The 24,236-nt window shown below is 66.1% G+C and carries 22 protein-coding genes; 18 read left to right on the top strand and 4 right to left on the bottom strand.

The features are described 5' to 3' along the window. Nucleotides 1–22: 22 nt before the first annotated feature. Both SBI20_RS01875 and SBI20_RS01870 read right to left on the bottom strand, forming a co-directional pair. Complete coding sequence (locus SBI20_RS01875) at nt 23–835, bottom strand: ImuA family protein (protein ID WP_317973443.1); 813 nt, start codon at nt 833–835, stop codon at nt 23–25. A 158-nt stretch (nt 836–993) separates the two neighbouring features. Further along, nucleotides 994–1,941 (bottom strand): GlxA family transcriptional regulator, encoded by a 948-nt coding sequence (locus SBI20_RS01870; protein ID WP_317973442.1) that lies wholly within the window; start codon nt 1,939–1,941, stop codon nt 994–996. An 80-nt stretch (nt 1,942–2,021) separates the two neighbouring features. Between SBI20_RS01870 and SBI20_RS01865 the strand changes: the two genes are divergently transcribed. The 17 genes from SBI20_RS01865 to SBI20_RS01785 all read left to right on the top strand — a co-directional run bounded on the left by SBI20_RS01865 (nt 2,022) and on the right by SBI20_RS01785 (nt 22,177). Continuing rightward, on the top strand, nt 2,022–2,717 hold the full coding sequence (locus SBI20_RS01865; RefSeq protein ID WP_317973441.1) for a DJ-1/PfpI family protein: 696 nt from the start codon (nt 2,022–2,024) through the stop codon (nt 2,715–2,717). Further along, nucleotides 2,714–3,178: a nuclear transport factor 2 family protein gene (locus SBI20_RS01860; protein WP_317973440.1), complete on the top strand. Its 465-nt coding sequence runs from the start codon at nt 2,714–2,716 to the stop codon at nt 3,176–3,178. Before SBI20_RS01865 ends, SBI20_RS01860 begins: the two co-directional genes overlap by 4 nt. Nucleotides 3,179–3,309: 131 nt before the next feature. Next, the gene (locus tag SBI20_RS01855) at nt 3,310–3,621 is read left to right on the top strand and encodes a hypothetical protein (RefSeq protein WP_317973439.1); all 312 of its coding nucleotides are present in this window, start codon (nt 3,310–3,312) and stop codon (nt 3,619–3,621) included. Between the two features lie 199 nt (nt 3,622–3,820). Then, nucleotides 3,821–3,910: a K(+)-transporting ATPase subunit F gene (gene kdpF, locus SBI20_RS01850; RefSeq protein ID WP_317973438.1), complete on the top strand. Its 90-nt coding sequence runs from the start codon at nt 3,821–3,823 to the stop codon at nt 3,908–3,910. Between the two features lie 11 nt (nt 3,911–3,921). Beyond that, on the top strand, nt 3,922–5,625 hold the full coding sequence (gene kdpA, locus SBI20_RS01845; protein ID WP_317973437.1) for a potassium-transporting ATPase subunit KdpA: 1,704 nt from the start codon (nt 3,922–3,924) through the stop codon (nt 5,623–5,625). A gap of 62 nt (nt 5,626–5,687) precedes the next feature. Next, the gene (gene kdpB, locus SBI20_RS01840) at nt 5,688–7,682 is read left to right on the top strand and encodes a potassium-transporting ATPase subunit KdpB (RefSeq protein ID WP_317976014.1); all 1,995 of its coding nucleotides are present in this window, start codon (nt 5,688–5,690) and stop codon (nt 7,680–7,682) included. Nucleotides 7,683–7,694: 12 nt separating this feature from the next. After that, nucleotides 7,695–8,282 carry a potassium-transporting ATPase subunit KdpC gene (kdpC, locus tag SBI20_RS01835; RefSeq protein WP_317973436.1) on the top strand — a complete coding sequence of 196 codons (588 nt, stop codon included), beginning with the start codon at nt 7,695–7,697 and terminating at the stop codon, nt 8,280–8,282. Between the two features lie 7 nt (nt 8,283–8,289). Continuing rightward, nucleotides 8,290–11,040: a sensor histidine kinase gene (locus SBI20_RS01830; protein WP_317973435.1), complete on the top strand. Its 2,751-nt coding sequence runs from the start codon at nt 8,290–8,292 to the stop codon at nt 11,038–11,040. Then, the gene (locus SBI20_RS01825) at nt 11,037–11,741 is read left to right on the top strand and encodes a response regulator (RefSeq protein ID WP_317973434.1); all 705 of its coding nucleotides are present in this window, start codon (nt 11,037–11,039) and stop codon (nt 11,739–11,741) included. The genes SBI20_RS01830 and SBI20_RS01825 overlap by 4 nt, the downstream gene beginning before the upstream one ends. Before the next feature lie 216 nt (nt 11,742–11,957). Beyond that, a complete protein-coding gene (locus tag SBI20_RS01820) occupies nt 11,958–12,596 on the top strand; it encodes an NAD(P)H-dependent oxidoreductase (RefSeq protein WP_317973433.1) in 639 nt (212 codons plus the stop codon). 192 nt (nt 12,597–12,788) lie between these two features. Then, the gene (locus tag SBI20_RS01815; protein WP_317973432.1) at nt 12,789–14,675 is read left to right on the top strand and encodes a sigma-54-dependent Fis family transcriptional regulator; all 1,887 of its coding nucleotides are present in this window, start codon (nt 12,789–12,791) and stop codon (nt 14,673–14,675) included. A gap of 145 nt (nt 14,676–14,820) precedes the next feature. Beyond that, nucleotides 14,821–15,687, top strand: coding sequence for a transporter (locus SBI20_RS01810; RefSeq protein WP_317973431.1), 867 nt, complete (start codon nt 14,821–14,823; stop codon nt 15,685–15,687). 142 nt (nt 15,688–15,829) lie between these two features. Next, on the top strand, nt 15,830–16,636 hold the full coding sequence (locus tag SBI20_RS01805; RefSeq protein ID WP_317973430.1) for an SDR family NAD(P)-dependent oxidoreductase: 807 nt from the start codon (nt 15,830–15,832) through the stop codon (nt 16,634–16,636). Nucleotides 16,637–16,644: 8 nt separating this feature from the next. Then, a complete protein-coding gene (locus SBI20_RS01800) occupies nt 16,645–18,462 on the top strand; it encodes a flavin-containing monooxygenase (protein WP_317973429.1) in 1,818 nt (605 codons plus the stop codon). Nucleotides 18,463–18,554: 92 nt separating this feature from the next. Then, a complete protein-coding gene (locus SBI20_RS01795; RefSeq protein WP_317973428.1) occupies nt 18,555–19,631 on the top strand; it encodes a 2,3-butanediol dehydrogenase in 1,077 nt (358 codons plus the stop codon). A 31-nt stretch (nt 19,632–19,662) separates the two neighbouring features. Then, entirely contained in the window at nt 19,663–20,739 is a 1,077-nt protein-coding gene (locus tag SBI20_RS01790; protein ID WP_317973427.1) for a 2,3-butanediol dehydrogenase, read from the top strand. Nucleotides 20,740–20,845: 106 nt separating this feature from the next. Further along, a complete protein-coding gene (locus SBI20_RS01785; protein ID WP_317973426.1) occupies nt 20,846–22,177 on the top strand; it encodes an Nramp family divalent metal transporter in 1,332 nt (443 codons plus the stop codon). 34 nt (nt 22,178–22,211) lie between these two features. On the opposite strand, the gene SBI20_RS01780 is transcribed toward SBI20_RS01785, so the two are convergent. After that, nucleotides 22,212–22,403 carry a hypothetical protein gene (locus SBI20_RS01780; RefSeq protein ID WP_317973425.1) on the bottom strand — a complete coding sequence of 64 codons (192 nt, stop codon included), beginning with the start codon at nt 22,401–22,403 and terminating at the stop codon, nt 22,212–22,214. Here SBI20_RS01780 and SBI20_RS01775 point away from each other — a divergent pair. After that, entirely contained in the window at nt 22,390–23,814 is a 1,425-nt protein-coding gene (locus tag SBI20_RS01775; protein ID WP_317973424.1) for a DUF6880 family protein, read from the top strand. The genes SBI20_RS01780 and SBI20_RS01775 overlap by 14 nt on opposite strands. On the opposite strand, the gene SBI20_RS01770 is transcribed toward SBI20_RS01775, so the two are convergent. After that, nucleotides 23,771–24,235 carry a LysR family transcriptional regulator gene (locus SBI20_RS01770; protein ID WP_317973423.1) on the bottom strand — a complete coding sequence of 155 codons (465 nt, stop codon included), beginning with the start codon at nt 24,233–24,235 and terminating at the stop codon, nt 23,771–23,773. The two genes, SBI20_RS01775 and SBI20_RS01770, sit on opposite strands and share 44 nt — an antisense overlap. Nucleotide 24,236: the final 1 nt, after the last annotated feature.

Raw genomic sequence — 24,236 nt, 5'->3', positions numbered from 1 at the left:
GAGAGGCATGCCTTCTGCCATGTCAGGCGGCGCGGTACCGGCCTGCCCCTGCAACGCGTTCCTGTTCTGCCGCGTCTGCGCGATCCGCCAGCGGTCGGTCGACAGGAACGGAAACCACAGCGCCAGATAGCGGCGCTTCACGGAATTGGCGTTGATCACGGTCCCACTCCAGTCGCCAGTCGAGGCCGCACGGGCCCGAACGCTGGCGCAACAGGGTCAAGTCGAATGTGGGCAGGCCCGGTGCATTGCCGGGCAAGGCCCGCGAAGGGGCCGATGCGACCTGCCAGCGCGTGCGCGCCGCACTGGGAACAGGCCTGGCATCGACGCGCAGGAGCAGCAGGGGAACACCCGATTTTTCAGCAGCGAGGACCAGGCGGCGGCTGGCGGTAAGGTCGAGCGCGCGCATGGCTCCCCACCCTTCCAGTATGACCGCGCCCAGCTTGCCACAATGCAGCGCCTCGGCAGCCGCGCGCAGCAGCGAGAGGGTATCGGGCACGAGCCCCACCAGCCCATGGCCGGGCGCGCCCCCCAGTTCAGCCCAGCCCCCCGCCTGCAAGATGCCCGCAGACTGGACCGAACGCTGCTCGCGCAGCCAGAGCAGGGGCTGCCGGGCCTTTTCCTTCGCCCTGCCACGGCCCATGCACATGCCCACGGCAAGGCCCGTGACAAAACCTGCTGCCGAACTGGCATCGTCCGGCTCGGCGGCATAGATTTCGTGGACCTGCCCATACCCGAGCCCGCCTGCCAGCGCCTTGTCCAGCGATGCGATCCCGCTCGCCCAAAAGCCGGCTTCAGGCTGGGCTACAGGTGCAGGCAGGGCATCGACGATTCGCATTCGTTCTTCTTATGTTCTATTTTCGCCGTCAGCAAGACCCTCTTGGAATTCTCGTCCACCCCGCAAGCACATCGGCAAATGGCCGTGCCCCCGGTTGGCCGGGTCGCCCTTGCGGGCCGGTGCCGAGCGATCCGAAACGGGATTTTCGGATCGGGCACTTACCCCTTGCGGGCGATCCGGCGCATGGCCTGAGGGGGCTGCCCGAAGGCACGCAGAAAGGCCCGGCGCATGCGTTCCGGGTCGTGGAAGCCCAGCGCGGCGGCCACTTCCTCGATAGGCGCGGGGCTGTTCTCCACGCGGTCGCGAGCGACCTCCAGCCTCAGGCGTTCGACCACCCTGGCCGGGCTCATCCCCATCTCGCGGGTGAAGGCGCGGGAGAAATTGCGCGGGCTCATCGCGGCCTGCGCGGCCAGAACCTCGACCGTCAGGCGCTGATCGAGATGCGCGCGGATCCAGTCGAGCAAGGGGGCAAATTGCGTGCTGTCTCCGCCCAGTTCCGCCAGTGCCGAAAATTGCGACTGGCCACCCAGACGCCGGTAATAGACCACCATGTCCTGCGCCACGCGGCGGGCCAGATCCTCGCCCAGATCGTCCGAGATCAGGGCCAGCGCCAGATCGATGCCCGCCGTGATCCCGGCAGATGTCCATACATGGCCGTCGCGGATATGGATGCGGTCGGGCTCGACCTTCACTGCGGGAAACAACCGAGCCAGAAGCCCGGCCCGCCGCCAGTGGGTCGTCGCCCGACGCCCGTCGAGAACCCCCGCCCCTGCCAGCAGAAAGGCACCCGAGCAGACACTGCACAGCCGCCGCACCGTGCTTGCAGCCTGGCGCAGGAAGGCAAGATTGGCCGTATCGCGCATGGCCTCGCGACTGCCATTGCCGCCCACCACGATCAGCGTGTCGATCAACGGCGCATCATCGGCGGCCCCCGTTTCGAGCGATACCCCCGAAGAACTGCGGATTGGCCCGCCCCGGGCCGACAGCAGGACCAGCCGATAGGCATCGCCCCCCATCCGCCCCCCGATCTCGAAACTGGTGATCGGGCCGCAGGCATCAAGGAGCTGAAAATCCTCGTAGAGATAGAGGCCGATGGTGCGAGGCATGGCCTGAAATGAGGGATCATTGTCATTTCGTCAAGGCGACCTTCGCGCGAAGACAGGGGCCTTCCCAACAGGAGGCTGCCTTGACCGCTCAACCGTTCCGCATCGTCTTTGCCGTGTTTCCGGGCATGACCCAGCTCGATTTCACCGGCCCGCACCAGTTCCTCTCCCGCCTGCCCGACAGCGAAACGCTGGTCGCCAGCCGCGATGGCGGCGATGTGGCAACCGAAGGGCTGGTTTTTGCAGGGACGGCGAAGCTGGCAGATATAGACGCTTGCGATCTGATCTGCGTACCCGGTGGCGCCACGGCCACGCAGGTCGCGCTCGACGAGGTCTTTGTCTCGCAGATCCGCCGCCTCTGCCGGAACGCGCGCTACATCACTTCGGTCTGCACCGGCTCGTTGATCCTGGGCGCGGCAGGGGTGTTGCAGGGCCGGCGCGCGGCCAGTCATTGGGCATGGCGTCATCTGCTGCCCCTGTTTGGCGCCACGCCGGATGCGGGCCGCGTGGTGCGCGACGGGAACATCATCACAGGGGGCGGGGTGACAGCGGGAATTGACTTCGCGCTGTCGGTGCTGGCCGAACTGGGGGGCGAGGATCTGGCGCAGTCGCTGCAACTGGGGCTGGAATATGCCCCCGCACCGCCTTTCAATGCCGGCACGCCTGACAGCGCGCCGCCCGCAATCCTGGCCGCCTACAACCAGCGCATGGCGGCCACCCTGCCTGTCCGCGAAGCCGAGGCGCGCCAGGCTGCCGCGCTGATGGCGAAAGCCCGGTGAACCGCCCGCCGCTGCCCCCTTTCACCCCTGAAACCGCCGCGCAAAAGGCCCGCCTTGCCGAAGACGCATGGAACAGCCGCGATCCCCGGATCGTCGCGCTGGCCTATACGCCCGACAGCCAATGGCGCAACCGCACAGACTTCATCGAGGGACGGCCCCGGATCATCGCTTTCCTGACCCGCAAATGGTCGCGAGAGCAGGAATACAGACTGATCAAGGAAGTCTGGGGCTTTCGCGAGAACCGCATGGCCGTGCGCTTTGCCTACGAATGGCATGATGCAGGCGGCCAGTGGTTCCGCTCCTATGGCAACGAACTGTGGGAGTTCGACGAGGCGGGGCTGATGCGTCGCCGCATCGCCAGCATCAACGATCTGGCCATCGCGCCCGGCGATCGCCTGTTCCATTGGCCCCAGGGCCGCAGGCCCGATGACCACCCCGGACTTTCGGACCTTGGCCTTTGAGAGCCTGACGGCACCGGCATTTCCGGGCGCCTTTATGCAATCTTCATGCGCGCTCGCGCAGCCTCATCTGGAACCTTAACGCACAATCGGACCATCAGCGCCCCTGCCAATCCGGCAGAAGGTTCGCGTTCATGGCTCAAGAAACCCCGACACTCGCCCGGCTGATCCCCCCGAAACGGACACCCGCGCGCTTTGAGGTCTTCCGCACGTTCAGGGCCAGTATCCTCCTGCGCTCAGCAGGTCTGGTCGTGCTGCTCGCAGCGCTTGCACTCGGGCGCTGGCTGTGTGGCGCGCCACCGGCAGGCGGGGCCTCTTCGGCCAGCCTGTCCGAATGGATCGGGGCACTGGGCGTGACGGTGCTGTTGTGGAGCGGCCTCCTCCTCCTCCTGGCTGGCGATACGCTCCTGCGTCCTGCACCTCGCCCACCGCGGCCCTTGTGGTGACAAGACGCGGTGACAAGGCGTGGTGACAAGGCCCCGCCAGAAACGCGCGCCTCCCCCCTCCCCCCTGTCTTTCGATGGAACTGTCACATGAATGACGTTGTCTGGCTGGCCGTTCCGGGCGGCCTCGTTTTGCTCACGTTCGCTTTTCTGCGGCTGGCCGTCAGGGCCTGAGCCGCTCCCCGATCCGAAAGAAACCCCGATGACGCTGCCCCTCACCCTGGCCGCGCTGACCGCGCTTGGCCTGCTTGCCTATCTGGTGGTCGCCCTGATGCGGCCCGAGAAATTCTAGGGAGACACCCCATGACCCTTTCCGGCTGGGGCCTGATCCTCGCCTTTACCGCGCTCGTGGCGCTGCTGGCCCGGCCTGTCGGGGCCTGGCTTTTCGCGCTCTACGAAGGCCGCACGACACCGCTGCATCGCGTGCTCGGCCCGCTTGAGCGCGGGTTCTATCGCGCCTCGGGCATCGATCCGGCCCGCGAGCAAAGCTGGCTGACTTATGCGCTGCACATGCTCGCGTTTCAGGTCGTGCTCACGCTGTTCACTTACGCGATCCTGCGTTTGCAGGGCTATCTGCCGATGAACCCGCGCGGTCTGGCCGGGATCGGCACGGATGGCGCGATGAACACCGCCATCGCCTTTGTCACCAACACCAACTGGCAGTGGTATGCGGGCGAAAGCGTGCTGACCAACCTGAGCCAGATGGTCGGCCTCACGCTGCACAACTTCCTGTCGGCGGCCACCGGCATCGCTGTTGCCTTTGCCCTGTTTCGCGGGTTTGCCCGGCACGAGACCGGCACGGTCGGCAATTTCTGGGCCGATTGCACGCGCGTGACGCTCTATCTGCTGCTCCCGCTCAGCCTCGTCTATGCGCTGTTCCTGATCGCCAGCGGCGTGCCGCAGACTTTTGCCAGCCTGGTCGAGGCCCACACCCTCGAAGGGGCCAAGCAGGCCATCGTGCTCGGCCCGGTCGCCAGCCAGGAAGCGATCAAGATGCTCGGCACCAATGGTGGCGGCTTCTACAATGCCAATTCGGCCCACCCGTTCGAAAACCCCACCGCGCTGACCAACTTTGTCGAGATGCTCTCGATCTTCGCCATCGGATCGGGGCTGACCTGGTGCTTTGGCCGCGCGGTTGGCAATACGCGGCAGGGCTGGGCCATTCTGGCGGCCATGCTGATCCTGTTCGTGGCGGGTGCGGGCATCACCTATTGGCAGGAAGCGCAAGGGGCGAGCGCGCTCACCCATGCCGGTTTTGCTGGCGGCAACATGGAAGGCAAGGAAATCCGCTTCGGCATCGCGGGTAGCGCCCTGTTTGCCGCGGTCACCACGGCGGCCAGTTGTGGCGCGGTCAATGCCATGCACGACAGCTTCACCGCGCTGGGCGGCATGATCCCGCTGTTCAACATGCAACTGGGCGAGATCGTCATCGGCGGGGTGGGCTCAGGCATCTATGGCTTCCTGCTCTTCGCGATCCTCGCGGTCTTCGTCGCCGGGCTGATGGTCGGACGCACGCCCGAATATGTCGGCAAGAAGATCGAGGCCCGCGAGATCAAGCTGGCGGTTCTGGCCATCGCGGTCCTGCCGCTCTCGATCCTGGGCTTCACGGCGCTGGCCTGCATGCTACCTGCGGGCCTTGCCGGGCCGCTCAACAAGGGGCCCCATGGTTTCAGCGAGATCCTCTATGCGTTCTCGTCGGCCACGGCCAACAACGGCTCGGCCTTTGCCGGGCTGAGCGCGGGCACCCCGTTCTACAACGGCCTGCTGGGCGTGGCGATGTGGGTCGGACGCTTCTTCGTGATCGTGCCGGTCCTGGCCATCGCCGGAAGCCTTGCCGCCAAGCGCCAAACGCCCGCCACCTCGGGTTCGTTTCCCACCACCGGCGGCCTGTGGGTGGGCCTGCTGGTCGGGGTGATCCTGATCCTGGGCGGCCTCACCTTCCTGCCCGGCCTCGCGCTTGGTCCGATCGCGGACCAGGTCACGCTGAGCGCCGGCCAGACTTTCTGAGAGGAACAGCAATGTCCACTCCCCAATCACCCGCTTCACACGCCCAGCCCGCTCCCCGGACAATGTTCTCGCCCGCCCTCGTGCTTCCCGCCGCGCGCGACGCGGTGTTCAAGCTGGCCCCCCGCCAACTGGTCCGCAACCCCGTGCTGTTCACGACGGCGGTGGTCGCCCTCCTCTTGAGCGTGCTGCTGCTGATCGGCGGCAGCGGGCTTTCCGCAGGCTTTCAGGCGCAACTGATCGGCTGGCTCTGGCTGACGGTGCTGTTCGGCACCTTTGCCGAAAGCCTGGCCGAAGGACGCGGGCGGGCACAGGCCGCCTCGCTGCGCGCCACCAAGTCCGATCTGGTCGCCCACCTGCCCGACGGGCGCCATGTCCCGGCCAGCGAACTGGCGCGCGGCGCCATCGTGGTGGTCAAGGCCGGCGAGCTGATCCCCGCCGATGGCGAAGTGATCGCGGGCGTAGCCTCGGTCAACGAGGCGGCCATCACCGGCGAAAGCGCGCCGGTCATCCGCGAGGCGGGCGGCGACCGCAGCGCGGTGACGGCGGGCACCCGCGTGCTGTCCGACACGATCACCGTGCGCGTGACGCAGGAACCGGGACAGGGCTTCCTCGACCGCATGATCGCGCTGGTCGAAGGGGCCGAGCGCCAGAAAACCCCCAACGAGATCGCGCTGACGATCCTGCTGGTGGGGCTGACGATCATCTTCCTGATCGCGGTTGCCACGATCCCCGCCTTTGCCCGCTATGCCGGGGGGGCCATCCCCGTGGCCGTGCTGGCGGCCCTGCTGATCACGCTGATCCCCACGACCATCGCCGCGCTGCTCTCGGCCATCGGCATTGCGGGCATGGACCGGCTGGTGCGCTTCAACGTGCTGGCCAAGTCGGGCCGCGCGGTGGAAGCGGCGGGCGACATCGACGTGCTGCTGCTCGACAAGACCGGCACGATCACCGTGGGCGACCGCGCAGCCTGTGCATTCCGTCCGCTGGCGGGCGTCCCGCTGGCCCGGCTGGTCGAAGCCGCGCTTCTGGCGAGCCTTGCCGACGAGACCCCCGAGGGCCGCTCGATCGTGACCCTCGCGCGCGAAAGCCATCAGGCCCGCGCCAGCCTGCCCGAAGGCGCGCAAGTCATCCCCTTCACCGCCCAGACCCGTCTTTCGGGCATAGAGACCGGGGACAGGCTGATCCGCAAGGGCGCGGTCGATTCCCTGCTGCGCGCCCATCCCGACAGCGCGCTGACACCGGCCGGGAACGAACTGCGCCGCATCGCCGACGAGATCGCGCGCGCGGGGCAGACCCCGCTGGGGGTTGCCGAAAATGGCCGCCTGCTGGGCGTGATCGCGCTCAAGGACGTGATCAAGGCGGGCATCCGCGAGCGGTTCGGCCAGTTGCGGGCCATGGGCATCCGCACGGTGATGATCACCGGCGACAACCCGCTGACGGCTGCGGCCATCGCCGCCGAAGCCGGGGTGGACGATTTCCTCGCCGAAGCCACGCCCGAGGACAAGCTCGCGCTGATCCGCCGCGAGCAGCAGGGCGGCAGGCTGGTGGCAATGTGCGGCGATGGCACCAACGATGCCCCTGCCCTCGCCCAGGCCGACGTGGGCGTGGCCATGAACACCGGCACCCAGGCCGCGCGCGAGGCGGGCAACATGGTCGACCTCGACAGCGACCCGACCAAGCTGATCGAGATCGTGGGCCTGGGCAAGCAATTGCTGATGACGCGCGGCGCGCTCACGACGTTCTCGGTCGCCAACGACGTGGCCAAGTATTTCGCGATCATTCCGGCCATGTTCGTCGTGCTCTATCCCGGCCTTGGCGCGCTCAACGTGATGGGGCTGGCCAGCCCGCGCAGCGCGATCCTCTCGGCGATCATCTTCAACGCGCTGATCATTCCCGCGCTCGTGCCCCTCGCGCTCAAGGGGGTTCGCTATCGCCCGATGGGGGCCGGGCCCCTGCTGGCACGCAATCTGGCGGTCTATGGGCTGGGCGGCCTGATCGCCCCGTTCATCGGGATCAAGCTGATCGACCTGGGCGTGGCCGCGCTCCATCTGGCCTGAGGGAGAAACCCCATGCTTTCCACTTTCGCTTCCGCCCTGCGCCCCGCTGCCGTGATGACCGCAGGCTTTGCCCTGCTGCTGGGCGGGGCCTATCCCGCGCTGGTCACCGGCCTTGGCCAGATGGCCTTTCCCAGACAGGCCAATGGCAGCCTGATCGTGCGCGGCGGGCAGGTCGTGGGCTCCGACCTGCTCGCGCAGGGGTTTGCCGCGCCCGGCTATTTCCACCCGCGCCCCTCGGCTGCCGGTGCCAATGGCTATGACGCGAGCGCCTCGTCCGGGTCCAACCTTGGCCCGGCCTCGCACAGTCTGGCCGACCGCATCGCCCGTGACAGCGCCGCACTCGCTTCCGAGAATCACCACGCCATCCCGCCTGCGTTGGTGACCACTTCCGCCTCGGGGCTCGATCCCCATATCAGCCCCGAGGCGGCTTTTTGGCAGATCCCCCGCGTGGCAGCGGCCCGCCACATCCCGCAAGCCCGCCTCGAAGCGCTGGTGCGCGCCTGCATCGAGACACCGATGGGCGGCGTTCTGGGCGAACCGCGCGTCAATGTCCTGCGCCTCAATCTGGCGCTCGACGAAGCGGGGCATACGGGCGCATGAGGGACGCATGAATGCCATGCGTCCCGATCCCGATGCCCTGCTGCGCACGCTCGCGCCCGAAGGCAAACGCCGGGGCCGCCTCAAGGTCTTCCTTGGGGCGGCGCCCGGCGTTGGCAAGACCTGCGAGATGCTGAGCGAGGCAGCCCAGCGCCGCGAGGCGGGCGAGGACGTGGTGATCGGGGTGATCGAGACCCATGGCCGCGCCGAGACCGAGGCGCGCATGGCCGGTTTCGAGATCATCCCGCGCCGCGCCATCGACCATCACGGGCAGGTGCTCCACGAGATGGACCTCGACGCCATCCTCGCCCGCCACCCCGCGCTGGTGCTGATCGACGAACTGGCCCACACCAATGTCGCGCCGCCCGGCTACTCTGCCAGCAGTGCTGGCGGCTACTCTGGCAACCATGCCGCCATCCGCCATGACAAGCGCTGGCAGGACGTGGAGGAAGTGCTCGACGCCGGGATCGACGTGTTCTCGACACTCAACGTCCAGCACCTCGAAAGCCTCACCGACCTTGTCGCCTCGTTCACCCGCGTCCGCGTGCGCGAGACCCTGCCCGACCGCGTGCTCGACGCTGCCGAGATCGAGGTGGTCGACATCCCGCCCGACGAGCTGATCGCGCGGCTCAAGGCGGGCAAGGTCTATGTCCCGCAGGAGGCCAGCCGCGCGCTCAGCCACTTCTTTTCCAAGTCGAACCTGAGCGCACTGCGCGAACTGGCGCTGCGCCGTGCGGCCCGGACGGTCGATGCACAGATGCTCGACCATCTGCGCGCCCATGCGGTTGCAGGCACGTTCGGCGTGGGCGAACGCGTGCTGGTGGCAGTGGGCGGCGGCCCGGCGGCAGACAAAGTGGTGCGCGCGGGCAAGCGGCTTGCCGATTCCCTCGCCGCGCCATGGGCCGCGGTCCATGTCGAGACCCCCCATCCTGCCGCCCACGACGAGGCCCTCCACGACGGGGCCCTGACCGCCACCCTCCATCTGGCCGCCCAGCTGGGCGCGCAAGTGATGACCGTTCCTGCCGCCAATGTGGCGCAGGGGATCACGCAGATCGCCGGGGAATTGCGCGCGACCGTTCTGGTTCTGGGCGCCTCGGGCCGGGCGGGCCGCTGGTGGCCCCTGGGGCGGGCGCTCAAAGGCCGGTCGCTCGAACAGCGCCTGCTGGCCGATACCGGCGATCTGGCGCTCCATGTCGTCCCCGCGCAGCAGCGCACCACGTCAGGGCTCCGCGCGCCCTTTGCCGGGTTTCAGACCGGCAGCCTGGCCCTCCCCGGCCTACTGCTCTCGGGCCTGATGGTCGCCGCCGTGACCCTCCTGGGCACCTTCATCGCCAGCCTTGGCAACATCACCAACGTCGCCCTGCTCTACCTGTTGCCGGTCCTGCTCGCGGCCAGCTGCTTTGGCCTGTGGACCGGGATCATCACCGCGCTGACCTCGCTGCTGGCTTACAATTTCTTCTTCATTCCGCCGCTTCACACCCTCACCATCGCCGATCCGCAGAACATCATCACCGCCGTGGTCCTGCTCGCGGTCGCCCTTGCCGTCAGCCACATGGCCGGGCGCCTGCGCGATACGGCGCAGTTTTCGCGTGCGAGCGCGGCGCGCAGCCAGACGCTGGCAGGCTTCGCGCGGCGCCTGACCGGACAGAGCGCGACGGGCCGGATCGCTGCGGTCCTGTGCGAGGAAAGCGCCAGCCTGCTCGGCACCCGCACCGTGCTGCTGATGCCCAATCCCGGAGGCCTGCCCAATCCCGGGGGCCTGCACATCCTGGCCGCCAGCCCGCCCGAGATCACGTTGCCGCCGCTCGATCATGTCGTCGCGCAATGGGCGCTCGACAACCGCCGCCCCGCCGGGCGCGGCTCGGACACGCTGGGCGCGGCCGAATGGCTGTTCCTGCCGGTCGAGGCGGGCGGCAGGGCACTGGCCGTGTTCGGGGTGGCCAACCCGGATGCCGGGCAACCGGTGCGCGCAGACCTGCTGCCCCTGCTCACCAGCTTTCTCGACCAGACCGGACTGGCGCTCGACCGCGCCCGGCTGGAGGCCGAACAGGCGCAGATGAAACGTCTGGAGGAGCGCGACGCCTTGCGCGCGGCGCTGCTCTCGTCGGTCAGCCACGACTTGCGCACCCCGCTCACCGCCGTGATCGGGCTGCTGGGCGATCTCGTGCCCGCCTCGGCCGAACAGGACAAAGTCCTGACCATGGCCCGCGCCGAAGCCGAGCGCTTGCAACGCTTCGTCGCCAATCTGCTCGACATGGTGCGCATCGAGACCGGCGCGGTCGAACTCCATATCGAGCCGGTCGACCTTGCCGAAGCGGTCACCAGCGCGATCCACGACTTGCGCCGCCTGCTCGGCAGTCGCCCGCTCCATATCGCAATCGCACCCGACCTCCCGCTGGTGCGGCTCGATGCCCGGTTGCTGCACCATTGCCTGATCAACCTGATCCAGAATGCTGCGCAATACAGCCCGCCCGACCGCCCGATCACCCTTGTCGCGCGGCGCCTGCCCCAGGGACTCGACTTGTGCGTGCTCGACGAAGGCGAAGGCCTGCCTGCGGGAACCGAAACCATGGTGTTCGAGCGCTTCACCCGTCTCGAAGGGTCTGACCGGCAGGGCGGCACGGGCCTCGGGCTGGCGATCGTCAAGGGGTTTGCGCAAGCCATGGGCCTGCGCGTATCAGCCGCCAATCGCGATGACCGCAAGGGCGCCTGCTTCACCCTGCACATGGCAGAAACACAACTCTGGGAGGATCGGCCATGACGTCCGCGAAAATCCTGGTGGTGGACGATGAAATGGCCATCCGCCGCCTGCTCAGGGCTGGCCTTGCCCGCGCGGGGCTCGCTGTCGTCGAGGCCGCCAACGCGCGCGAGGCGCTGGCGGCGCTGGCCATCGACAAGCCCGATCTGGTCCTGCTCGACCTCGGCCTGCCCGACCGCGACGGCCTCGAACTGATCGCCGCGATCAAGGCCGCCAAGGCCGCGCTGCTGGTCATCTCCGCGCGCGATGCAACCACCGAGAAAGTCGCCGCGCTCGATCTGGGTGCCGACGACTATGTCACCAAGCCCTTCGATACCGAGGAGGTGCTCGCCCGCATCCGCGTGGCGTTGCGCAACCGCCTGCTGGCCGAAACGCCCGACCCCGTGCTGCGCTTCGGCCCGGTCACGCTCGATCTGGCCGCGCGGCTGGTCTACCGCGACGGGGTCGAAGTCCATCTCAGCCCCAAGGAATACGGCTTCCTGGCCGAACTCGCCCGCCATCCGGGCCGCGTCCTCTCGCACGCGGCGATCCTGCGCGCGGTCTGGGGGCCGGGACAGGAACAGTCCGTCGAATATCTGCGCGTGGCCGCACGCGGGCTGCGCCGGAAACTCGAAGACGTGCCTGTCGAACACAGCATGATCCGCAACGAACCGGGCATCGGCTATCGCCTCCTGACCGACGCCAGCCGCCCCGTTGTGCCGTAATCCGGCTTGCCGACGGGCAGAGAGCCCGCCATCCCATCGGCCCCGCCCGCATGAAGACGCCCGCCCTTTTGTCATTCCCCTTGCATCGATCAGCCTCGGCGATCTCCTCGCTCGGGCCTTGATCGGGAACTGCGGCGAAAATATCTCAAAGGTAACGGGGCTGCATCCTTTCCGCACGCCCCGCCTTCCCCCTCGGGGGCTAGCAAGGAATTCGACATGAGCACGCTGATCGAGAAACTGTCCTGGCGCTATGCGACCAAGAAATTCGACCCTGCCAGGACCGTCCCGACCGAAAAGATCGACCGGATCATCGAGGCCGTCCGGCTGACCGCCACTTCAAGCGGGCTCCAGCCTTTCGAACTGCTGCTGGTGACCAATCCCGAAATCCGCGAGAAGATCCGCGCCGTGGCCTGGAATCAGGCGCAGGTCACGGAGTGTTCGCATCTGCTGGTTTTCGCCGCCTGGGACGACATCACCCCCGAGCGCGTCAACATGATGTTCGATCTCACCAATGAAGTGCGCGGCTTTGTCAACGAAGGCTGGGAAAATTACCGCCAGCAGTTGCTGGGGATCATCGCCAGCCGCAGCACCGAGGCCAATTATCAGGCTGCGGCGCGTCAGGCCTATATCGGGCTCGGATCGGCGCTGGTGGCGGCCGCTTTCGAAGAGGTCGATTCCACACCGATGGAAGGCTTCGATCCTGCGGCCGTTGACGAGATCCTCGGCCTGAAGGCACGCAATCTGCGCAGCGTGATCCTGCTTCCGCTGGGGTATCGGCAGGAAGAAGGCGATTGGCTGGTCAACCTCAAGAAAGTCCGCCGTGATCGCGCCAGCTTCGTGACCGAAATCCGGTAATTGCCCCTCGGGATGGCGGCATCCCACGCGCGAGGGTGCCGCCATCCATCAAGCCGGCAAGGCGTGCCTGATCCCGTCGAAGCGCGTCTGGCGGGAGAAAGCGGTGTTCCGGTTGCATCGCCGGTCCGCCTCGGGCAGACTGCGGCAAAACATAGGAGAGGCGCGGCGGTCGCAAGGCGGTCGCGAATATGCATGCTGGCTCACGCAGAACACGTGCGCGAGATCGAGCGGGCGGCACAAGGCCTGGCGGTCAATCGCGATGCGACGGTCATCCAGTCCTGGCGGCGCTGTCTGGACGATTATCGCCTCGATCCGGGTCGTTTTTGCGAAGCCGTGATCGTTCCGGGGGAGCGATTGAAGGAGCATCGCCAGCAATCCGAGGAACTGGTGGCCATCGCGCGGTCCGGGCTGGAGCGGCTCTATGGTCAGGTCGCCGATCAAGGCTATGTGCTGCTGCTGGCCGACAGCCAGGGCGTGACGGTGGATTTCATCGGCGATCCGCAACTGGATGGCAATCTGCGCAAAGCTGGCCTCTATCTCGGCTCGCAATGGGCCGAGCCGGGCAGTGGCACGTCCGCGGTCGGTTCCTGCCTTGCCACCGGCGAGGCGCTGACGATCCATCAGGCCGACCATTTCGATGCGACGCATATCGCGCTCTCGTGCACGGCAGCGCCGATTTACGACATGCTGGGGCGGTTGACGGCGGTGCTGGACCTGTCCCTGCTCTCCTCGCCGATCCCCAAGCCCAGCCAGAATCTGGCGCTGCATCTGGTGCGGGCGACGGCGCGGCGCATCGAACTGGCCAATCTGATGGCGCAGACCCGGCACCAATGGGTCCTGCGTTTCGCGCGCTCGCCCGAATTTGTCGATGTCGATCCCGAAGCGGCGATTGCGCTCGACCAGAACGGGCGGATCGCGGGGATGACCCATATCGGCGCGCAAGTGCTCAGCCGCGCCATCGAGCAGGATTGGCGCAGCAGCCCCGATCTGATCGGGCGGCCCGTGACGGATTTCTTCGATCTCGACCTCGATGTCCTGCCCGAACTGACCCGCCAGCGTGCCACGCAGGAGCGGCTGGTGCGGATGCGCGATGGCCATGCCCTGTTCGCTCATGCCATCGAGCCCAAGCCGGTGCGCTCCGGCATGGTGCGGGGCGCAAGCCTTCCTGCCTCGATCAGCAATCTGGGCGAAGGCGCGGATATGGCGGCGCTCCAGCTCAAGACCGCCAAGCTGGCGCGCACGGCCTTGCCGATCCTGATCCAGGGTGAAACAGGGTCTGGCAAGGAGCATCTGGCCCGCGCCGTGCATGACGCCAGCGGGCGCAAGGGGCCGTTTATCGCGATCAACTGCGCGGCGATCCCCGAGCAGCTGATCGAAAGCGAGCTGTTCGGCCACACCGCCGGCGCGTTTACCGGTGCGGCGCCCAAGGGCCGCAAGGGGCTGATCGAGCAGGCCGATGGCGGGACGCTCTTTCTGGACGAAATCGGCGACATGGCCCTGCCCCTCCAGAGCCGGTTGCTCAGGGTGCTGGCCGAAGGCGAGGTGCAGCCTGTCGGCGCGCTGGCCCCGCGCAAGGTCGATCTGCGGGTGGTCTCCGCCTCGCACCGGTCCCTGACTTCACTGGTGGAAGAAGGGCGGTTCCGGGAAGACCTTTTCTATCGCCTGAGTGCGGCCACCCTGCGCCTGCCTCCTTTGCGCGAACGCAGCGATTTTGGCTGGATTCTCGATCGCCTGCTGGTGCGCCATGGCCTTGACCAGGATGGCAGGGAGATCCCGCTGGCGATGACGGCCACGGCGCGGGCACTCCTTCACGCCCACCGTTGGCCGGGCAACATCCGCGAGCTGGACAATGTGATCGCCGTCGCGGCAGCCCTGAGCGACAGTGGCATCATCGATTGCGACGATCTGCCAGACTATCTGGCCCCCGGCGATCTGGCAGGAGATGACGAGGCCGCCGGGCTGCGCGCGGCGCTTGTGGCCTGCAACTGGAACGTGTCGGAAGCCGCGCGGCGGCTTGAGGTCGACCGCACCACCATCCACCGCCGCATCAAACGGCTGGGCATCACGCCACACAATTGATGCCGCATCTGTGGCGCCCGCTACAGGTGCCCCCACAGATGCTGCCACGGGAGGCCTCTGAAAAAGATCGGCTTTGCGCCGATTATGCCTTTGGCACGGTGATTGCTGGGCACCCTCCAGACAAAAAAATGTCCGGAGGGTGAGGATGAAGGCGATCAAAATCGCAACGATAGGCTGCGCCATGTCGGCCTGGCTGGGGCTGGCCGGGCAGGCCAATGCCGAAGACATTACTTTCGCCGTGATCGGCCCGCATGAATATGACCTGCCGGTCGATTTCAAGCCGTTCAACGCCCTGGTCCAGTATGGCGAGTACAATTCCGGCTCGCGCGCCTATGACGACCGGGGGAAGCGGCAGCAGGGCCCGGACACCGACCTGATGGTGGGCCTCACCAAATATGTCCACTTCTGGACTTTCGACAAGCTGCCCGGCGTGGGCTTCGCCTATGAATATATCCAGCCCGAGGTGCGATTGACCGGACCGGGCCTGAAAGCCAGTGGCTTTGGCGATCCGCTGACCGGTTTTGCGGTGTGGATGAAGCCCTCCAGGAACAGCACGCTGGGCGTGCAAAGCTTCGTGAGCGTGCCCATCGGCGCGCATGAAGTGACCAATGATTTCTGGGCCAGCTACACTTCGGCCTTCTTCGACATCGAGCATCCGCTGGGCAGTATCGGCGGCAATGTCGGGGCGATTTTTCGCGGCAATCGCCACAATGGCCGCGATCCCGATATCGATAAGGGCAACAGCTATCACGCCAACATCCGTGCCAGCCTGAAGACCAAAACCCCGCTGGAACCCTTCTTGTCGTTCGACTGGCAGAAGAACGATGCCAGCCGCTATCGCGATGGGGCGGGTCTGGCGTCCCTGCCCGGACATGATGTGGCGCTGGGAGCAGGCACGGTTCTGACCCTGTCGAAGAAAGTGGCGATCACGGCGCGCTATTCCCGCAGCATTGATGGCCGCAATGTGACCGCCACCAACGCCGCCTATCTCAAATTCGCGCTGATTTTCTGACCCGCCACAGCTGTGGCGCCGGTGTGGCGCCGCAGCGTTGCAAACAACCGGCCATCGTTACGCTGTCACCGGGAAAACAGCGCTTTCAAGCCTTTGGCACGGCGTTTGCAAAGCACTTCGCAAACACATGGGAGAGACTGAGATGGCCATCGATCTGAATGGCGTGCGCGTTGTCATCAACGGCGCCGGGCAGGGAATCGGCGCTGCGATTGCGCGTGGAGTAGCGGAATCGGGCGCCCGTGTGGTGATCGGCGATATCGATGGTGACAAGGCGCAGGCGGTCGCCGACAGCATCGGCGCAAGTGCGCGCGCCATCCGCGTCGATGTGCGGGACCGGGCTTCGGTGCGCGCGGCGATCGGTCTGGCGGTGGCCGATTTCGGCGGATTGGACGTGATGTTCAACAATGCGGGCATCGCCCAGGTCCGCCCTTTTCTCGACATCACCGAGGAGGATTTCCGCGCGGTGATGGAGATCAACGCGCTGGGCGTGCTGATCGGCACGCAGGAGGCCGTCCGCCAGATGCTGGCACAGGGCACCGGCGGCTCGATCATCAACACCGCCTCCATCGCGGGCAAGCAGGGCTATGAGCCGCTGGGCCATTATTCGGCGAGCAAATTTGCCGTCGTGGCCCTGACCCAGACCGCCGCGCGCGCCTTTGGCAAGGACAGGATCCGCGTCAACGCCATCTGTCCCGGCGTGGTCGCCACCGACATGTGGAAGACCATCGACCGCGGTTTTCAGGACAATGCGCTGACCTCCAGACCGCAGGAAGCTTTCGAAACCTTTGCGGCAGGCGCCGTGCTGGGCCGCCCCTCGACGCCGCAGGACCTGGTCGGCGTCGCACGCTTCCTCGCTTCCCCGGAAAGCGGCTTCACCACCGGGCAGAGCATCATGGCCGATGGCGGCATGGTGTTTGTTTGCCCCCCCATCAGAACAGGAGAGAGATGATGAACGATATGAGCAAGCTGTCCCCCGACCAGATGGTCAGCACCGCGCGCTTTGAAACCACCCGGTGGGTCGACGACCTCAATGCGGCGCTGGCCGCGAAAGATGCGCTCGCGGCCTCCAGCCTCTTTGCGACGACCAGCTTCTGGCGCGACCTGATCGCCTTCACCTGGAACCTGAAAACGGTCGAAAACCCCGAGGGCATCGCCGACATGCTCACGGCCACATTGCCGCACCTGGACGCGGTGCATTTTACCATTGCCCAGGAACCCACCGAGGCCGATGGCATCATCACCGCCTGGCTCTCGCTGGAAACCGGCCATGGGCGCGGCGAAGCCGTGGTGCGCCTGCGCGAGGGCAAGGCCTGGACGTTCCTGACCACGCTCGTGGAGCTCAAGGGCCACGAGGAACACAGCGGCCCCACCCGCATCATGGGCGCCGAACACGGCGTGGTTCGCGGCCGCAAGAGCTGGCCCGAGCGCAAGGCCGATGAAGCCGCCACGCTGGGCATCACCGAGCAGCCCTATGTGCTGATCATCGGCGGCGGACAGGGTGGCATCGCGCTGGGCGCGCGCATGCGGCAGCTGGGCGTCTCGCATATCGTGATCGACAGCCACGACCGCCCCGGCGACCAGTGGCGCGGCCGCTACAAGTCGCTCTGCCTGCACGATCCGGTCTGGTACGATCACCTCCCCTACCTCGATTTCCCCAAGAACTGGCCCGTCTTCGCGCCCAAGGACAAGATCGGCGACTGGCTGGAAATGTACACGAAGGTGATGGAGGTGAATTACTGGTCGAAGACCCTGGCCTGCAAGGCCGCCTTCGACGAGGAAGCCGGGCACTGGAGCGTCACCGTCATTCGCGACGGCAAGGAAATCACCCTGCACCCCACCCAGCTGGTGCTGGCCACGGGCATGTCGGGCAAGCCGAACATTCCCCGGATTCCCGGCGCCGAAACCTTTCTGGGCGAGCAGCACCACAGCTCGAAGCATCCCGGCCCGGATGCCTATGCCGGCAAGAAGGTGGTGGTGATCGGGGCGAACAACTCGGCCCACGACATTTGCGCCGCCCTGTGGGAAGCGGGCGCGGATGTGACGATGGTACAGCGCTCCAGCACGCATATCCTGCGTTCCGACACGATGACCGAAGAAGTGCTGGGCGATCTCTATTCGGAACGGGCCCTGGCCAACGGGGTCACCACGCGCATGGCCGACCTGACCTTTGCCTCGATCCCCTACAAGGTGATGCCCGAGTTCCATATCCCGCTCTATGAGCGGATCCAGCGCAAGGATGCGGCCTTCTACGATGCGCTGCGCAAGGCCGGTTTCATGCTCGATTTCGGCGCGGACGGCAGCGGGCTGTTCCTCAAATATCTGCGGCGCGGTTCGGGCTATTACATCGATGTGGGCGCCAGCGATCTGGTGATCGACGGCTCGATCAAGCTGAAAAGCGGGGTGGAAATCGACTGCATCACCCAGACCGGTGTGCGCTTTGCCGATGGCAGCGAGCTTCCCGCAGACCTGATCGTCTATGCCACCGGCTATGGCTCGATGAACGGCTGGGCCGCCGATCTCATCAGCCAGGACGTGGCCGACAAGGTCGGCAAGGTCTGGGGGCTGGGCTCCGACACGCCCAAGGACCCCGGCCCCTGGGAGGGCGAGGAACGCAACATGTGGAAGCCCACCCAGCAGCAGAACCTGTGGTTCCATGGCGGCAACCTGCACCAGTCGCGCCACTATTCGCTCTATCTCGCGCTTCAGCTCAAGGCGCGGATGGAGGGGATCCCCACCCCGGTCTACGGCCTGCAACAGGTCCATCACCTGAGCTGACACAGGTGCTGGCGCGGGGGGGCGTTACGACGCGCCCCGCGCCTTTTTTTTTCCAGAAAACAACAAAGCCCCAAGGCAAAAAGGAGAGGTTCATGAAAGCCCTGCGTTTCCATGCCGCGCGCGATCTGAGGATCGAGAGCGTGAAAGCGCCCCAGAACCCCGGCCCCGGCCAGGTCCGTGTTCGCAACCGCTATGTCGGCATCTGCGGGACGGATCTTCACGAATACGCATCCGGCCCGATCTTCATTCCCAGCAGCGCGCCGCACCCTTTCACCAAATCCCACGGCCCCCAGATCCTGGGCCATGAATTCGGCGGCACGGTCGAGGCCATCGGCGAAGGCGTGACGACCGTGGCAGTCGGAGATCGCGTTTCGATCCAGCCGCTGATCATGCCGCGCGTGGGCGACTATTACGCCGAGCGGGGCCTGTTCCATCTGAGCGACCAGATCGCCGTCACCGGCCTGTCCTGGCAATGGGGCGGCATGGCGGAAGAAGCGATCCTTCATGAATACAATGTCGCCAAAGTGCCCGAGAGCCTGACCGACCAGGAAGCCGCGCTGGTCGAACCGACCGCAGTGGCCGTCTATGCCTGCGATCGCGGCGGCATCCGCGCGGGCGCCAGCGTGCTGGTGACAGGGGCCGGGCCGATCGGGTTGCTCACCCTGCTGGCCGCGCGCGCTGCCGGGGCAACGACCCTGTTCGTGTCGGACCTCAACGATGCGCGCTTGAAGCTGGCCCAGGCCGCGGTGCCCGGCGTTGTTTCCATCAATCCCAAACGCGAGAATGTCGGCGATGTGGTCCGCGACCAGACCGAGGGCAAGGTCGGCTGCGATGTCGCCATCGAATGCGTGGGCAATGAACATGCGCTCAAGGCCTGTGTCGATGCGGTGCGCAAGCAGGGCGTGGTGGTGCAGACCGGCCTGCACCCGCACGAAAACCCGCTCGACTGGTTCAGTGTCACCTTCAAGGACATCGAGGTGCGCGGGTCATGGTGCTATCCCACCTGGTACTGGCCGCGCGTGATGAACCTGATCGCCAGCGGGGCGCTTCCTGCCAGCCGTGCCGTCACCAACATCATCACCCTCGATACGGCGGTGAAGGATGGCTTCGAGGCCCTGCTCGATCCGGCAGGCACCAATCTCAAGATCCTGATCGACCTGGCCGCCTGAGCCTGTCGGCAATCCCCGAGGAGAGACCATCATGAAAGCCTTGCGCTTCCACGCCGCGCGTGACCTGAGACTGGAAGATATTCAGGCACCGCAAAACCCTGGTCCCGGCCAGGTTCTGGTTCGCAACCGCTATGTCGGCATTTGCGGCACAGACCTTCACGAATATGCATCCGGTCCGATCTTCATCCCCGGCAACGAGCCGCATCCTTTCACCAAGGCACGCGGGCCGCAGATCCTGGGCCATGAATTCGGCGGTACGGTCGAGGCCATCGGCGAAGGTGTGACCACCATTGCCGTGGGCGACCGCGTTTCGATCCAGCCGCTGATCATGCCGCGCGTGGGCGACTATTACGCCGAGCGGGGCCTGTTCCATCTGAGCGACCAGCTCGCGCTTGCGGGCCTGTCCTGGCAATGGGGCGGCATGTCCGAGGCGGCCATCGTCCACGAATACAATGTCGCCAAGATCCCCGACAGTCTCAGCGACGAAGAAGCCGCGCTGGTCGAGCCGACAGCGGTGGCCGTCTATGCCTGCGATCGCGGCGGGGTCAGTTCTGGCAACAGCGTGCTGGTGACGGGCGCAGGGCCGATCGGCCTGCTCACCCTGCTGGCCGCGCGTGCGGCGGGGGCGACGCGGCTGTTCGTTTCAGACCTGAACGATGCCCGTCTGGCCTTTGCCGAAAAAGCCGTTCCCGGTGTCATTCCCGTCAACCCCAGACGACAGAATGTCGGCGATGTGGTCCGCGACCAGACCGAAGGCAAGGTCGGCTGCGATGTCGCCATCGAGTGCGTGGGCAATGAGCATGCCCTCAAGGCTTGCGTCGATGCGGTGCGCAAGCAGGGCGTGGTGGTGCAGACCGGCCTGCACCCGCACGAGAACCCGCTCGACTGGTTCAGCGTGACCTTCAAGGATATCGAGCTGCGTGGCTCATGGGCTTATCCGACCTGGTATTGGCCGCGTGTGATCAATCTGATCGCCACCGGCGCCTTGCCCGCCAGCAGGGCGATCACCAACAAGATCACGCTCGATACGGCGGTGAAGGAAGGGTTCGAGGCGCTGCTCGATCCGGCAGGCACCAATCTCAAGATCCTGATCGATCTGGCTGCCTGAACTGATCCTGCCCCTTGCTGGCGTGGCAGCAGGGGGCAGGACTGCTGCCGCCACAATGCCGCCGCGGCAATGCCTGCCCCGACCGATGCGGCCCCCTGAAAGCGAGATGACGATGGTTTTCGTTCCCGGAACGGCACTGCCTCTCCACGATTTCGCGGCTCCTCGCCGGATCATCCGCAGAGGCCACCGCTCTTTTCTGCGCCGCATGGCGGGCGTGCTGGTGCCGGGCCTGCTGGTCGCGGTCGGCTATATGGACCCCGGCAATTGGGCGACCGACATTGCAGCGGGTTCGGCCTTCGGTTTTGATCTGCTTTTCGTGCTGGTCGCGGCGAGCCTTGCTGCCATTGTCCTGCAATCGCTGGCGCTGCGGCTGGGGATCGCCTCGGGGCTCGACCTCGCCCAGGCATGCCGGCATCGCTATGGCACCACTGCGAATGTTGCGCTCTGGCTGCTGGCCGAACTGGCCATTGTGGCAACCGATGTGGCCGAGGTGCTGGGCGGCGCGCTGGCCATTCAACTGCTGCTTGGACTTCCGTTATGGGCAGGCATCGTCCTGACGGCGGGCGATACGCTGATCGTGCTTGGTCTGGAAGGACGCGGCTTCCGCCGGATGGAAGCGATTGTCGCCGCCCTGGTCGGAACGATCGCCCTGTGTTTCCTGATCGAACTGCTGATCGTGCCGCCCGATGGCCCGGCGCTGGTGGCCGGGCTGGCGCCCGATCTCAAGCGCCTCGCGCAACCGGGCGCTCTGGCGCTGGCGGTGGGGATCGTGGGGGCGACAGTGATGCCGCACAACCTCTACCTCCATTCCAGCATCGTGCAATGCGCGGCGCCCGCGCCCGGAGAGACCGGCAAACGCCGGGCGATCCGCGATGCCAACATGGGGTCGGCCATCGCGCTGCTGCTGGCGATGGTGATCAATGGAGCGATCCTGACGCTGGGAGCAGGTGCCTTCCACATGACCGGTCATACCCAGGTTGCGGGGATCGACGATGCCTATCGGCTGCTCTCGCCGATCACCGGCACGACAGCCGCAGCGCTGTTTTTCGGGATCGCCCTGCTGGCATCCGGGCAAAGCAGCACCTTCACCGGCACGCTGGCCGGCCAGATCGTGCTGGAAGGCTTTCTTCAACTCAAGATCCCGCTGTGGCAAAGGCGGATGATCACGCGCCTGATCGCCATCGTCCCGGCCATGGCAGGGGCTATCCTGCTGGGCGATCACGCCGTGGGCGGCATGCTGGTTGCCAGCCAGATGGTGCTTTCCTTGCAGCTTCCTTTCGCAATCTGGCCGCTGGTTCGCGCCAGTCGCGATCCGGCGATCATGGGGGGATTGGCCACATCCCGCCTTCATGCCGCCTGCGCATGGCTGATCCTCGCGGTCATCTCGTTGGCCAACTTGTGGCTGGTATATGATGTTGTGACATATGGGATGCTGTGACAGGGGCATTTATTGCGCGAGGACTGGCATGACTTCAAAAAACACCGCCATCTTGTGACTGATGGCTTAAGAACGGACCATCAGCAGCATCAAGGCCCGCACCATCGCCGATCATCCTGCACAATACGGCCATGCCATTCGCATCTGCCTGCCACAGCCGCCCAATAGCGAGCATGGCTTGACCCGGCGCAAGGGCCGCGCAAAACAGCCCCATGGCTTCCGACAAGACCCTCAACGCCAAAAATCTCGCGGCTCTGGGCGCAGACCGGCTGGCCGATTTGCTGCTGGAACTGGTGTCCGGCAATGCTGCCGCCAAGCGCCTGCTGCGCCTTGAACTGGCAAGCCGCAGCGATGGTGGCAATGTCGCAGCGGAAATCCGCAAACGGCTTGCCACCATCGCCAAGTCGCGCTCCTTTGTGGACTGGCACAAGGTGCGCCCGCTCGCGACGGATCTCGACATGCAGCGCAGCGCCATCGTCAAACATGTCGCGCCAACCGCGCCAGCCGAAGCCTTCGATCTCCTCTGGCGTTTTCTCGAACTGGCCGCGTCCGTCCACGAGCGCTGCGACGACAGCAACGGCACCATCGGCCACATCTTTTCCGAAGCGCTCGACGATCTGGGCGCGATCGCCCCCCAGGCAAAGCCCGATGTCCGCAAGCTGGCCGACCGGGTTCATGCCGCGATCTTCGCCAACGACTACGGTCAGTTCGACGGCGTAATCGGCCTGATGGCCCCGGCACTGGGCGGCGAAGGCCTCGCCATGCTCAAGACCCGGCTGGAGGCAGAAAGCACCACCCCGCCCAAGGCCTCCGACCGCAAGGTTATTGCCATCACGACACGCGGCCCGATCCAGCGAGAAGATTTCGAGGCACGCTACAAGGCCCGCCGCATCCAGTCCGCCCTGACCGACATCGCCGATGCGCTGGGCGATGCTGATGGCTATGCCGCGCGCTACTCCGACGAGGAACGCGGCAATCCGGCCATCGCGGCCCAAATCGCCGAACGCCTGCTGCGCGCTGATCGCCCGGACGATGCCATGGCAGCCCTCGAACTGGCCGAGCCACAGACCCGTGGTGGCCGCCATTGGCCCGATTGGCACAGGGTCTGGATAGACACACTCGAAGCCCTGGGCCGGGCCGATGAGGCCCAGAGCGCCCGATGGTCCATCTTCGAGCGCGACCTCGACGCCGATTATCTGCGCGCCCACCTCAAGCGCCTTCCCGATTTCGACGATGAAGAGGCCGAAAACCGGGCACTGGCCCATGTGCGCCAACATCCCGATTTCCATCAGGCACTCGATTTCCTGATGAACTGGCCGGCCCCTCACCTGGCCGCATATCTGGTCCTGCAACGCCATGGCGAACGCGACGGCGACCAATACTGGCTGCTGACGCCTGCTGCCGAAGCGCTGGAACAGATCAATCCCCTCGCCGCCACGCTTCTCCTGCGCGCCATGATCGATTTCTCCCTCGATCGCGGCAAAACCAAGCGATACGGCCATGCCGCCCGCCATCTCCAAACCTGCCTCTATCTGGCCAAGCGGATCGACAGCTTCGCCCCGCACCCGGACCACGAGGCCTACATCGCGGCTCTCAAAGAACACCATAGCCGCAAAAGCGCATTCTGGAAATCATAGGCCAGGCCTTGGGCCAGGTGCCGCCCGCCGCCAGAAAGCGGATATCCAGCCCCGTCTCGCGCCGAAGGTCGGCAAGCGCGGGGATCATCAGCCTGAGGCACAATGTCGGCGCGCACGAGACGATCAGGGGCCTTGGTTGCCCATGCGCGTAAAAATCCTGAAACGTGCCGGTCAGCTCGGCGAACAGGTCCGTGAGCCTGAGACTGAGCCACTTGCCGCGATCGGTCAGAAAAATCCCTCGATTGCGACGCTCGAACACGCACTCTCCCAGATGGTCTTCCAGCGCCTGGATTTGCCGGCTTACCGCGCCATGCGTCACATGCAGTTCTTCGGCCGCGCGCACCAGGCTTTGATGGCGTGCAGCCGCTTCGAATACCCTGAGTGTGCCGAGCGGAGGAAGGAGGCGGGTGCGCGAGACCATG

This window comes from Novosphingobium sp. IK01 (assembly GCF_033242265.1).
In the GTDB taxonomy this organism is placed as follows: domain Bacteria; phylum Pseudomonadota; class Alphaproteobacteria; order Sphingomonadales; family Sphingomonadaceae; genus Novosphingobium; species Novosphingobium pituita.
Note: the sequence above shows the minus strand (reverse complement) of the source record. Positions and strands in the feature narration are given on the sequence as shown.